11 protein-coding genes are annotated in these 12,589 nt (G+C 73.2%); 6 read left to right on the top strand and 5 right to left on the bottom strand.

Going from position 1 to position 12,589, the window contains the following annotated elements; translation table 11 throughout:
- Positions 1-128: 128 nt before the first annotated feature.
- The 5 genes from ID554_RS26065 to ID554_RS26045 all read left to right on the top strand — a co-directional run bounded on the left by ID554_RS26065 (position 129) and on the right by ID554_RS26045 (position 5,461).
- The gene (locus ID554_RS26065) at positions 129-434 is read left to right on the top strand and encodes a DUF6403 family protein (protein WP_117228151.1); all 306 of its coding nucleotides are present in this window, start codon (positions 129-131) and stop codon (positions 432-434) included.
- The gene (locus ID554_RS26060; protein ID WP_223884255.1) at positions 431-1,801 is read left to right on the top strand and encodes a hypothetical protein; all 1,371 of its coding nucleotides are present in this window, start codon (positions 431-433) and stop codon (positions 1,799-1,801) included. The genes ID554_RS26065 and ID554_RS26060 overlap by 4 nt, the downstream gene beginning before the upstream one ends.
- Positions 1,798-2,823: a hypothetical protein gene (locus ID554_RS26055; protein WP_191088634.1), complete on the top strand. Its 1,026-nt coding sequence runs from the start codon at positions 1,798-1,800 to the stop codon at positions 2,821-2,823. The genes ID554_RS26060 and ID554_RS26055 overlap by 4 nt, the downstream gene beginning before the upstream one ends.
- 37 nt (positions 2,824-2,860) lie before the next feature.
- Positions 2,861-4,894, top strand: coding sequence for an NAD(+) synthase (locus ID554_RS26050; RefSeq protein ID WP_117228203.1), 2,034 nt, complete (start codon positions 2,861-2,863; stop codon positions 4,892-4,894).
- Positions 4,895-5,062: 168 nt separating this feature from the next.
- Positions 5,063-5,461, top strand: a complete 399-nt coding sequence (locus ID554_RS26045) for a cold-shock protein (RefSeq protein WP_263407306.1) — start codon at positions 5,063-5,065, stop codon at positions 5,459-5,461.
- 3 nt (positions 5,462-5,464) lie between these two features.
- On the opposite strand, the gene ID554_RS26040 is transcribed toward ID554_RS26045, so the two are convergent.
- The 5 genes from ID554_RS26040 to ID554_RS26020 form a co-directional block, all read right to left on the bottom strand.
- Positions 5,465-6,343 (bottom strand): metallophosphoesterase family protein, encoded by an 879-nt coding sequence (locus ID554_RS26040; protein ID WP_117228204.1) that lies wholly within the window; start codon positions 6,341-6,343, stop codon positions 5,465-5,467.
- A 170-nt stretch (positions 6,344-6,513) separates the two neighbouring features.
- On the bottom strand, positions 6,514-6,741 hold the full coding sequence (locus tag ID554_RS26035; protein ID WP_117228153.1) for a hypothetical protein: 228 nt from the start codon (positions 6,739-6,741) through the stop codon (positions 6,514-6,516).
- Between the two features lie 89 nt (positions 6,742-6,830).
- Positions 6,831-9,122 carry an ABC transporter permease gene (locus tag ID554_RS26030; RefSeq protein WP_117228154.1) on the bottom strand — a complete coding sequence of 764 codons (2,292 nt, stop codon included), beginning with the start codon at positions 9,120-9,122 and terminating at the stop codon, positions 6,831-6,833.
- The gene (locus ID554_RS26025) at positions 9,119-9,811 is read right to left on the bottom strand and encodes an ABC transporter ATP-binding protein (protein WP_117228155.1); all 693 of its coding nucleotides are present in this window, start codon (positions 9,809-9,811) and stop codon (positions 9,119-9,121) included. Before ID554_RS26025 ends, ID554_RS26030 begins: the two co-directional genes overlap by 4 nt.
- Entirely contained in the window at positions 9,808-10,338 is a 531-nt protein-coding gene (locus ID554_RS26020; protein ID WP_117228205.1) for a PadR family transcriptional regulator, read from the bottom strand. Before ID554_RS26020 ends, ID554_RS26025 begins: the two co-directional genes overlap by 4 nt.
- A 218-nt stretch (positions 10,339-10,556) precedes the next feature.
- On the opposite strand from ID554_RS26020, the gene ID554_RS26015 reads away from it, so the two are divergent.
- The gene (locus ID554_RS26015) at positions 10,557-12,575 is read left to right on the top strand and encodes a glycogen debranching N-terminal domain-containing protein (protein WP_117228156.1); all 2,019 of its coding nucleotides are present in this window, start codon (positions 10,557-10,559) and stop codon (positions 12,573-12,575) included.
- The last annotated feature ends 14 nt before the right edge of the window (positions 12,576-12,589 follow it).

Here is a 12,589-nt window from a genome sequence, read left to right as displayed (position 1 = left end):
CGGTCCGGTCCGGCCGGCACCCCTCGCGGGCCCGGCCGGACCACCCGTACCAGGGGTGGCCTGCGGCGGGCTGGTGCCGGTGCGCTAGACAGGTAGCCGTACCGGTACCCCTCGGATGGCGGGAGCACATGTCACCATCCCTGCTCACCTGGCTCTCCGGCAGCGTGCTACTGCTGGGTGCCGGAGTCCTCACCACCCTGCTTCCGCGCCTGCACTCGCGACGGCGGGACCGCCTGGTGGCCTGGTCGACCGCCCGGGCCGCGATCGACAGCGCCACGGTCAGCCGCGACGCGGCGACCACGCCCGTGCCCGAGGCAGACGGCCTGCTGGCCCGGGCCGAACGGCTCGCCGCCGACGACGGCGGCGTCACGGCGGCCCGGGAAGCGGCCGGCTACGCCCGTCGCGCCGACGAGCTGTGGCAGGCGCGGCGGTGACCGGCCCCCGCGGCATCCGTCGCGCCGAACCGCTGCGCTGGGTGTTGCTCGCCGTCGCCGTGGTCGTCCTGGCGGTCTTCGTGCTCGCCCAGCGGCAGAGCATCGACGTCAGTTACGGCCAGTCACCGGCCACGTCCACCCGGGTCGAGGAGGGCTCCGCCGGTGAGCTGAGCGATGCGACGGTGCCCTCCACCGAGGAGATGACCGCCCTGGTGGCAGCCGACCCGGTGGTGCGCCTGCCGGGTGCCATCGCCCGGTGGGACGAGGAGCGGGTGCGGGAGGCGATCGGCGGTGAGGACACCCGCATCCTGGTCGCACCGCCCGGCCTGGACGAGGAGGAACGTGACCGGGTACGGGAGGTCCGGAGCGCCACCGTCCGGGTGATCGGCACGCAGGTCAGCGGCGGCATGTTCCAGGCCACCCCGGACACGTTGCCCGGCTGGCGGGCCCGGTTCGCCACCGGCGACATCACCGACCAACTGGTCACGCTGATCACCGCGCTGCGTAAAGTGCCTCGCCCGGCCTCCCAGGACACGCTGCGCTGGCGCGACCCGAGTGGACCGGAACTCGACACCGTCGTCGCCGACCTGCGCGCCGACGGGCTGCACCTGGCCGACGGGTCCACTCTGCGGCGGGTGCCCGAGGACGCCGGCACCGCCTTCCCCGACGGCGCCTGGTACGTCGCCCTGCCCGCCCAGCCGTACGGCGAGCCGCTCCCGGCGTACGGGCCGGCGTTGCACCGGCTCTTCCCGGACCGCCCGCTGGTGGTGATGTACGGGAGTTGGATCGAGTACCACGGTCCGGGTGCGGCGGACTTCGCCGAACTGGCCGGCACGAGCTTCTACGCCCACTTCGGCGACCGGCTCAGCCGTTACGACTACCCGCAGCAGAACGTGCTCGGTGTCTACCTGGGCCGGGTGACCGACATCCGGTACGCGGGCCTGTTCGACCGCCCGCTGCCCTACCGGCCGTGGGACCCGCTACGGGTGGCGCTGCCCGCCCTGCCCTGGATCTTCGCGGCCTGCGTGGCGGGCTTCCTGGTGCTGTCGATCCGGTCGCTGCGCCGCTCCGGCGGAGCCGGCATCCGCCCCGGTGATCCGCAACGCGGCAGCGCCCGGGCCCGCCTGGCCGGGCTCACCGCGCTCGCCGTCGAGGTGTCGCTGCTCACCGACGCGCGCAGCAATCCCGCGTTGACCCGGGGCATCGGCAAGCTCGAAGCGGCCCGCAAGGCGCTCGACGACGGGCTCCCCGACCGGCACGTACGGTCACTGCTGGCCGACGCGACGGCGGAGCTGGACGACACCGCCCGCCTGACCGAGATCCCCGGTTACCGCCCCGACATCTACCTCCAGGGGAGGCTGTCGTGACCGCCACGCTGCGACGCGGCCTCGTCGCCCTGGTCGGCACCACCTTCGGTTGGGCGGTGCTGGCCTGCCTGGTGCTGGCCGGGTGGGCGCTGTGGTCGGCCGGAGTCCTGGACGGACCGATCGCCCGCCAGGTCCGCGCCGCGTCGGTGTACGTCGCCCCCGGGGTCGACCTGGACCAGCCGGCCGCCGAGCGGATCATCGGCAACCGCCGGCTGGTGGTGCTGGTGATGGCGGCCGGCGACGACCTGCGGGCCGCCTGTGACCGGACGCGGCAGGCCGCGAAGGGCACGCTGGTGTTGGCGATGAGCCGCGACGGCGACGACTGGGACACCTACGGCTGTTCGCGCATCGCCCAACGCGACAGCAAGGACTTCGGCCGGGCGATGGTCGCGGAGACGATCATCAGCCGGGGCGTCGACTCGTTCGTGGACCAGCCGCTGGAGGCGCTCAAGGTCGTCGTGGTGAACTACGACCTGCTGGTGCGGGCCGGCACCGTTCCCGACGGGGCTCGGACGATCAGCCCGTCACTGCCCCGGTATCTGCTGGCCGGCGCGGCGGTCGGCGGCGTGGTCGCCGGTGCCGCGTCACTCTGGTTCGCCGGGCGGCGGGCCGCACGGCTGGCGGCCGACCGGCGACGCCGACGCGACGAGCAGGCCGACGAGCGCAGCGCGCTCAGCGCCGCGGCGGCCGGCTTGGCGCAGCAGATCGTCGACCTCGACAAGCGGTACGGCCAGCTCTCCGCCCGCAGCACGGGCCGAGGGTACGCGCGGCTGGTCGGCGACTACACCCGGCTGCTCGTCGAGCTCTCGGCCGCCGGTGAGGCCGACTCCACCGTGCGGCGGCTGCGCGAGCGGGTGGACGAGCTCAGCACGCGGGCGACGATGCTCACCCGGGAGGCCGAGGCCCGTACCGGTGGCGGTTCCGGCTCCGGCGGCTCGCGGGCCACGGACCACCGCCCGGCGTCACGGCGTGGCGATCGGCGGGGGCGTCGGCGCGACCGGCCCGGGTCCACCGCCGGCTGACTCGCTGCCGGGGAACCGGTTCGGCGATGATGGTGCGGTGAACTTCCGGTCCATCTACCAGCACGGGTTCGTCCGGGTCGCCGCCTGCACCGGCCGTACGCGCATCGCCGAGCCCACCGCCAACGCGGAGGCCGTCCTGCGGCAGGCCCGCTGGTGCGCCGCCGAGGGCGTAGCCGTCGCGGTCTTCCCGGAACTGGGCCTGTGCGGCTACTCGATCGAGGATCTCCTGCTCCAGGACGCGGTGCTCGACGAGGTGGAGGCGGCACTCGCGCACCTGGTGGCGGAGTCGGCGGAGCTGCTGCCAGTGCTCGTCGTCGGCGCCCCGCTGCGGCACCGGGGCCGGATCTACAACTGCGCGGTACTGGTGCACCGGGGTCGGGTACTGGGCGTCGCGCCGAAGTCCTACATCCCGAACTACCGCGAGTTCTACGAGGCCCGGCAGATCGGCGCGGGGGTCGACGAGCGGGGCGGCACGATCCGGCTCGGCGGCGTCGAGGCGCCGTTCGGGGTGGACCTGCTGTTCACCGCCGAGGACGTGCCCGGCCTGGCGTTGTACGCGGAGATCTGCGAGGACCTGTGGGTGCCGGTGCCGCCGAGCGCCGAGGCGGCGTTGGCGGGCGCGACAGTCCTGCTCAACCTCTCCGGCAGCCCGATCACGGTGGGCCGGGCCGAGGACCGTCGGCTGCTGTGCCGGTCGGCGTCGGCCCGTTGCCTGGCCGCGTACGTCTACGCGGCGGCGGGCCTGGGCGAGTCCACCACGGACCTGTCCTGGGACGGCCAGACGATGATCTACGAGAACGGCGCGCTGCTCGCCGAGACCGACCGGTTCCCGGCCGACGAACGGCACGCGGTGGCCGACGTCGACCTCGACCTGTTGCGGCAGGAACGGCTCCGGATGGGCACGTTCGACGACAACCGGCGGGCGCACGCGGAGCGCACCGGCGGCTTCCGCGAGGTGCGGTTCCGGTTGGACCCGCCGACCCGGGACCTGGGGCTGCGGCGTCGGGTCGAGCGGTACCCGTTCGTGCCGTCCGACGCGGCACGGCTGGCACAGGACTGCTACGAGGCGTACCACATCCAGGTCGCCGGCCTGCACCAGCGGCTGGCGGCGACCGGCGACCCGAAGGTCGTCATCGGGGTGTCCGGCGGGCTGGACTCGACCCACGCGTTGATCGTCGCCGCGCGGGCGATGGACCGGGCCGGCCGCCCGCGCAGCGACATCCTCGGGTTCACCATGCCGGGCTTCGCGACCAGCGCGCACACCCGGGACAACGCGCACAAGCTGATGCGCTCGCTCGGGATCACCGCGGCCGAGCTGGACATCACCGCCACCGCGCGGCTGATGCTCCAGGAACTCGGCCATCCGTTCGGTGCTGGCGAACCGGTCTACGACGTGACGTTCGAGAACGTGCAGGCCGGACTGCGCACCGACTATCTGTTCCGGCTGGCCAACCAGCGCGGCGGCATCGTGCTCGGCACCGGCGACCTGTCCGAGCTGGCGCTGGGCTGGTGCACGTACGGCGTCGGCGACCAGATGAGCCACTACAACGTCAACGCGGGCCTGCCGAAGACGCTCATCCAGCACCTGATCCGGTGGGTGATCGGCAGCGGCCAGTTCGACGAGGAGGTGGGCGAGACGCTGCGCGCGGTGCTGGACACCGAGATCAGTCCGGAACTGGTGCCGGGCGCGGAACTCCAGTCCACCGAGAGCACCATCGGCCCGTACGCGCTGCAGGACTTCACCCTCTTCCACGTGCTGCGCTACGGCTTCCGGCCGTCGAAAATCGCCTTCCTGGCCTGGCACGCGTGGCACGACCCGGCGGCAGGCAGTTGGCCGCCCCACTTCCCCGAGCACAAGCGGGTCGCCTACGACCTGCCGGAGATCCGCCGCTGGCTGGAGGTCTTCTGCCGCCGGTTCTTCGGCTTCGCCCAGTTCAAGCGCTCGGCCATGCCGAACGGCCCGAAGGTCGTCGCCGGTGGATCGCTGTCCCCGCGCGGCGACTGGCGGGCGCCGTCGGACGCGTCGGCACGGGCCTGGTTGCGCGATCTCGACCGCTGGGACGCGCACTGAGTGGACGGTGTGGACCTCGGCTCGGCCGATGGTTCGGGCGGGCCACCGGACGTAGGGTGAACTCACCGCCCGTGAGCGGCGGCGGGACGTCGCGGGGCCGGTCGGGGTGCGGCAGTACGACGGCGTGTGGCAGGTCAGTGGAGGGGAAGTGTTGTGGCGATAGGGCGCGTGGTCCGGTTCGACGAGGTGAAGGGATACGGCTTCATCGCCCCGGAGGAGGGCGGCGAGGACGTGTTCGTCCACGCGAACGACCTGATGGACGGCAAGCAGGCGATCACACCGGGCACCAGGGTGGAGTTCCAGATCAAGGAGGGCGAGCGGGGCCTCAAGGGCTACGACGTCAGGCTCGTCGCCGCGGAGCGCCGCCCGGTCAGTGCCGCCCCGGTCACCGCCTCCGACGATTACGACGAGGACGCCACCTGTGACGTGCTCTCCGTCGCGGCGCTGCGTGCCGAGGTGACGGAGGCGTTCATCCAGGCCGCCCCGGATCTCACGGCGGGTCAGATCGTCCGGTTGCGGGATCAGGTGATCCGGATCGCCACCCGGCACGGGTGGACCGAGGGCTGAGGCTCAGCCGGTACGCCCACTGCCGGGGTCCGGTGTCCGGGTCGCGGGCACGCCGCCGAACACCACCGGGCGCGGCACCTCGGGTCGTCCGCCACGTGGTCGCCACTCGCGCGGGTAGCCCAGCGACACCTCCTGGAACGGCACCTCGTCGTGCCAGGTCGTCCGGGGGATGTGCAGGTGTCCGTAGACCACCGCCGCCGCACGGTACCGGACGTGCCAGTCGGCCGTGTGTTCCGTCCCGCACCACTGGGCGAACTCCGGGTAACGCAATATGTCGGTCGGCTCGCGTACCAACGGGTAGTGGTTGACCAGGACGGTCGGCAGGCTCGGGTCGCAGGCGTCCAGCCGCTGCCGGGTGTACGCCACCCGGGCCCAGCACCACGCCTCCCGGGTCGGGTGCGGGTCCGGGTGCAGCATGAACTCGTCGGTGCAGACGATCCCGGTGGCGTACGCCCGCGCCAGCGACTCCTCCCTGGTGGCGGTGCCGGGTGCCCGGAAGGAGTAGTCGTAGAGCACGAACAGCGGGGCGACGAGCACCGGCCCGCCAGGGCCCCGCCAGATCGGGTACTCGTCCTCCGGTGTGTACACGCCGAGCGTGCGGCACAGCTCGACGATGTGCTGGTACCGCTGCTCGCCGCGGAGCTGCACCGGGTCGTGGCGTGGGGTCCACAGTTCGTGGTTGCCCGGTGCCCAGACCACGGTGTGGAACCGCTCGACGAGCGTCCGCAGTGTCCACTCCACGTCGGCGTACGCGTCGCCGATGTCTCCGGCGACGAGGAGCCAGTCCTCGTCGGACCGCGGTCGCAGTCCCGCCGCGATCTGCCGGTTCTCGGCGTAGCCCACGTGCAGGTCGCTGACCGCGAGAAGCGTGCCGGCACCCATGTCCTCGTCCACCTCCGGTCTGCGACCCGTCGCCGACCGCAACGGTAGTCGTACCGCTGGTGGACGCACAGCCCGTCAGCCGCCAGTGCCCTCCGCGGACACGGAAGCCGGCTGACGGCGCTCGGCGCGCCGCCGCAGCGTGGTGACGACCAGCAGGGCCGTACCCGCCATCAGCACGGCGCTCGCCACAGCCGCCACCGGGAAGCCGTGGCCATGTCGTGCCGGTAGACCGCCGTGATCAGACTTCCCAGGAGCGCGATGCCGAAGGCGCCGCCCAGTTGCGGCGCCGTCGAGGAGATCGCCGCCGCCGCACCGGCCCGCTCCGGCGGGGCCGCCCGGACGACCATGTCGGTGGCGAGCGCCCGGCGCGGGGGTGCCGCGCCCGTCGAGGTCGTCATGGTGCAGAGCGTCCAACCTCAACCTCGGTTCAGGTCAAGCGGATTCGCGGCGTGGCGGGGCCGCGCCGCGAATCCGCGGGTCGGGTGCGCTACTCGCTACGCAGCCCCTCGGCCCGGGTCAACCGCCACAGCAGCGGCAGGCTGGCGGCGGTGACCGCGAGCACCAGCACCGCGGCGGTGCCGGACACCCCGGCGATCGCCGCCCAGTTGACGCCGACGTCGATCCCGGCGGCCGACTGGAGCAGGGCCGCCACCGCACTACCGCTCACCACCGCCAGCAGCATGCCCAGCGTCACCGGGATCGCCACCTGCAGGAGCACGGATCCGGAGAGGCTGCGGCGGCGGGCGCCGAACGCGCTGAGCACCGCCAACGGCCGCCGCCGCTCGCGCAACTGTTCGAGGATGTTGACCAACATGCTCGCGCCGATGACCAGCAGCAGGACGGCCGCGCCGATCTGGAGCGCCTGTTGGTAACCGGCCAGCACTGAGGAGGTGCGCCGTTCCTCGAACGTCTGCACGACCGCCGTCGGGTCCACCCGCGCGACGGCGTTGCGCAGGTGCTCCACCGCGTTCCGGTCGGCCGGGTCGTACGCGACGAGCACGGTGCCCGGATTGACCGGTGGCACCTGCAACGCTCCGGGGGTGAGCAGGAAGTCCGCCACGACCAGCGTGGAGTACTGCCGCACCGTGGGGACCTCGGCCGGCACCGTCCAGCGGATCGGCGTGCCGTCGTCGTCGAAGGTGAGCGTGGTGCCCGCCGCCGTCGACGCGCCCCCCGGGCCGGCGAAGCTGTCACCGTCGGCGCAGGAGGGCAGCTCGGCGTACTGGCGCAGGGCCGCGCAGTCGGCGACGTAGACCCGGTGAACCTGCGCCGCGTCCGGGGCGGTGCCCAGGTCCGCCATGCCGCTGGTGGCTCGGATTCCGGTAGCGGCGGCCAGTGCCTCGGCCCAGGTCCGCGCCGGACCGTCGGGCGTGCCCGGTTCGTACACGTAGACGACGGCCTGGAAGTCGTCGTCGGGGCTCAGGTCGCTCGCACTCTGCGTCTGCGCCGCGCCGAGCACTCCCTGCACGGCGATGACGCCGGCCACCGACACCGCGATGCCGGAGACGGCCCGGACGGCGGTGTCACTGTCCAGTTGCAACCGGCGTACCGCGAGCTGCCACGCCACACCGCCGCCGCCCAGCCGCCGTACTGTCGCCTGCACCAGCCACGGCAGCAGCAGGGCGACCCCGACCAGGAGCAGTGTCGCTCCGGCGGCGAGTTGCAGCTCCACCAGCAGGCCGCCGGTCTGCTCGGAGAGACCGCCGAGCAGCGGGGCGAGCAGGGCGAGTCCGACCAGCGACGGCAGTGGCCGCCACCAGAACCGACGGTGTCGCTCGCCACCGCGTCGGACCACGCCGAGCGGCTCGATCACCACCCGCCGCAGCGCGGAGAGGGTGACCAGGACCGAGGCGGTCGGCACCAGCACCACGACCAGCAACGCCAACCCGGGCACCGGACGCATGTCGGCGGTGAAGAAGCTGAATTCTGGCGGCAACAGGTCGTCGGCCACCCGGCGGGCAGCGAGGAATCCAAGCGCCCCGAGGGCCAGCCCGAGCATCGCGCCGATCAGGCTCTCCCCCGCCGCCACCCGCCGGGTCATCGCGCTGTCCGCACCGACCAGCCGGATCGCGGCGAGTTGTCGGTCGCGGGCCTCACTTCCGAACCGGACCGCCGTGGTCACAAAGATCATCACCGGCAGCAGCAGGACCACCAGGCCCAGCACGCCCAGCACCAGCAGCACCGGAGGCACTCCCCCGGACTCCCGCAGGCCGTCGCCGCCGTACGAGTCGATCCGCCGGGCGCCCAGGGTCTCCTCGTCCACCTGCTCGGAGCCCAGGTAGAAGAGTCGTTCACCCGGGCCGGCGAGCCCTTCGGCGCCGATGGTGCCGACCACCCGGCCGCCCCACCGCTCACGCAGCAACGCGCCGTCGGGCGAGTCGAGCAGCTCGGCCAGGGCCGGCGAGGCGACCATCTCCCCCGGGGCCAGCCGGCGGTCGACGCCGGGCGGCAGCGGGGCCCGCTCGCCCTCCGGCCGCACCAGCCAACCGTTGACGTCGGTCTCCCGGTAGCGCGACTCCACCTCCACGGTCAGCAGGGTGTCCGGCCCGGGTGCGGACACCTCCGGGCCGGGCAGGCGCGCCGCCTCCCGGTCGCTGCGCGCGGTGGCCAGCGAGGGCAGGGCGGCGGCGGTCAGCAGCATCACCACCCCGAGGCCCACGCCGACCGAGATCAGGGCCAGTCGGGCCCAGCCGGACCGGCCGCCCGCCACGCTCAGCCGGACACCCAGCGCCAGGTCGTCCAGCCAGGCCGACGCGCCACGTCGCGTCCCGGCGCTCATCGGACGTGCTCCGGGGTACGGATTTTCCCGTCCCGCACCACGACCTCCCGGTCGGAGTACGCCGCCACCCGCGCCTCGTGCGTGACGAGCACGACCGCGGCGCCGGTCTGCCGGGCCGCCTCGACGAACAGCCGCATCACGCGCTCGCCGTTGAGCGAGTCGAGCGCGCCGGTGGGTTCGTCGGCGAAGATCACCCGAGGGCCGGTGATCAGCGCACGGGCCACCGCCACCCGTTGGCCCTGGCCACCGGAGACCTCGCCGGGGCGCTTGTCCGCCACGTCGCCGACCTCCAGCTGGGCCAGCGCGTCGCTCGCGCGTCGCGCCGCCTCCCGTCGCCGTACGCCGGTCAGCCGCAACGGCAGCGCCACGTTCTCCAGGCAGGTCAACTCCGGCACGAGCTGCCCGAACTGGAACACGAACCCGAACTCGGTACGTCGCAGCGCGCTGCGACGCTGGTCCGACATGGCGACCACGTCCTGCCCGGCGTACCGGACCTGGCCGGAGTTCGGCGCGACGATCCCGGCCAGGCAGTGCAGCAGAGTGGACTTGCCGGAGCCCGACGGACCCATCAGGGCCAGCACCTCACCGGCGTGCACCCGCAGCGACGCACCGTCCAGCGCCGGGGTGGCGCCGAACGTCTTGACCAGGTCCTCCGCCTCCAGCAGCGGGGCGTCCGTTCCGGGGGTCATCGCGTCTCCTCTCGCACCTGCGCGCGGAGCTGGTCCAGCCGGGCGGCGGTCAGCTCCAGCCAACGCAGGTCGGCTTCCAAGTGGAACAGGGCGTGGTCACAGACGAGTTGGTCGGCCAGGTCACCGGCGAGCTTGCGGTGGGTCAGCTCCCGCATCTGCCCCAGGTGGGCGGCGCGCTGCACGTCGAGCAGGTCGGCCGCGTCACGGTCGGTGAGCAGCGCCAGGACGACCTTGGTGTAGAGCTTGCTCTGCAGATAGACCTCGGGCTGCTCCGGCCGGGCCAGCCAATGCTCGACGTCGGTGACGCCGGCCTCGGTGATGGCGTACCGCTTGCGGTCCGGTCCCTCGCCGGGCTCGGACCGGACCTCGACGAGACCGTTCTTGAGCAGGCGGGCGAGCGTGGCGTAGACCTGCCCGTAGTGCAGCGACCGACCGCGACCGAACTGGTCGTCGTAGGAGCGCTTCAGGTCGTAACCGTGTCGCGGGCCCCGCTCCAGCAGACCCAGAAGGGCGTAACCGACAGACATGAACGCCACTATACACGCGTGCTATACACACAGTGTCTACATGTGGTCGGTGAGCCTCAGCGGCGACCACGCCGACGGCGACGAGCTACGCGGGTACTGGGCGAAGGCAGCGGGCAGGTGTACCCGGGCGGTGAAGGGGTAGGAACCGCCGACCGCCGACCCCGCGTGTCGCTGCCGTCGCCACGCGGGGTCCACCGTAGGCCGGGGGGGGGAAAGGGATGAACCGGGTCCGCAACCTGCGTGTCCGCCCCGACCTGCTCTACCTGTGCCGTTCAGCACCGCGACCGTCCAAGGGGTACACCCAACTGTCGTACGCCGAGCTGGGCGCCGGTGACCAGCTGCCCTCACGGGCGGCGTACCTCACCGTGGCGCGGTTCGTGGGGGCCGGGCTGCGGACCGGGCTGGCCGTGCTCAGCTACGCCGACGTACCGCTGGACCTGCGGCTGCGGATCGAGTTGGACGCCGACTTCGCGGACACCGTCGAGGCCGAGCGGGGCCAGCGCGTGCAGTCCGGCGCGGTCGAGCGCCGGTGGGACCCGAAGGAGCGGGAGCTGCGACTGACGTACCGCTGCGACGGCCTGGACCGGGCGGTGGCGATCCGGGTCCGGACGGACCAGCCGATCCGGTACGCCGACGACGGCTTCGAGGTCGACCTGGCGCTGCCGTCCCGCGAGCGCCGGCAGGTGGAGATCCTCGTCGAGCCCGTCTTCGACGGCGAACGGCTCGTCGCGCCGCCACCGAGCTTCACCGACTCCGGTGACATGGCCGGCTCGGCACGCGCCCGACTGGAACGCGTGTTCACCCAGTTGACCAGCGCCAACTTCGATGTGACGGCGGCCTGGCGGTGTGCGGCGGAGGACCTGGCCGGGCTGCCCCTCGGCGAGCCGGCCGGACCGACCGCGCCGATCGCCGGCCTGCCGATCTACCAGGAGATCTTCGGGCGGGACACGATGACCGCCTCGTGGCAGGCCCTGCTGGCCGGCCCGACGATGCTCGCCGACAGCCTCCGGCTCAACGCCGAGCACCTCGGGCAGCGGATCGACGACTGGCGCGACGAGGAACCCGGCAAACCGCTGCACGAGGCGCGCCAGGGGCCGATGTCGGCACTCGGCCTCGACCCGCTCTCGCACTACCACGGCGACTGGTCCACCGCACCGGACTTCCTCGTCTTCCTCGGTCAGTACTACGCCTGGACGGCCGATCTCGACACGGTCCGCGAACTGCTGCCGGCGGCTCGCCGCGCCCTGGACTGGCTCGACCGGTTCGGCGACGAGGACCTCGACGGTTTCCTGGAGTACCACTGCCGCTCCCGCAACGGGGTGAAGAACCAGGGCTGGAAGGACTCCGACGACGCGGTGGTCGACGAGCACGGCCGGCTGGTGCCGAACCCGATCGCGACCAGCGAGTTGCAGGCGTACTGGTACGCCGCCCTGCGGCACGCGGCCGTGACGTTCACGGTGACCGGTCATCCTGCGGTCGGTGCCCGCCTCTTCCGCCGGGCGCGCGACCTGCGTCGCCGGTTCCACCGCGCCTTCTGGATGCCGGACCGGGGCTGCTACGCCATGGCCCTCGGCCCGGACGGGCGGCCGGTCCGCTCGGTCAACTCCAACGACGGCCACCTGCTCGCCACCGGGATCGTGCCGACCCGGATCGCGCCCATGGTGGCCGACCGGCTGCTCGCGCCCGACATGTTCAGCGGGTGGGGCATCCGGACGCTCTCCGCCGCGCACCCGGCGTACAACCCGTTCAGGTACCATCGGGGCAGTGTCTGGCCGGTCGAGGCCGGCACCATCGGCCTCGGACTCGCGCGGTACGGCTGCTGGGACCACCTGCACCGGCTGGCCGAGGGGACGTTCGCGGCGTCGGCCCTCTTCGCCGAGCACCGCCTGCCCGAGGTGCTCAGTGGCCTGCCCCGCGACACCTTTCCGCACCCCGGGGTCTACCCGGACTCCTGTTCCCCGCAGGCGTGGTCGGCCAGCGCGGTCATCGCGCTCGTGCAGGCGCTGCTGGCGCTGCGCCCGGCCGCGCCGTTGCGGGCGATCCTGCTCGATCCGCACCTGCCGTCGTGGCTGCCCGACCTCCGGCTGGAGGGGGTCCGGGTCGGCGGGCGCACCTTCGACCTGACGGTGCGGCGCCGATCGGGCGGGCGGATGTCGGTGCAGACCCGCGGCGACCGGATCGCGGTGCTGCGCCGCCCCACCCGCCAGGCATCGGCCACCCGGCGGCACCGCCCCTGACTGCGGCCCGGGGA

The organism is Micromonospora craniellae (genome assembly GCF_014764405.1).
Taxonomy (GTDB): Bacteria; Actinomycetota; Actinomycetes; order Mycobacteriales; family Micromonosporaceae; genus Micromonospora; species Micromonospora craniellae.
This window is presented reverse-complemented; position numbering and strand designations above follow the sequence as displayed.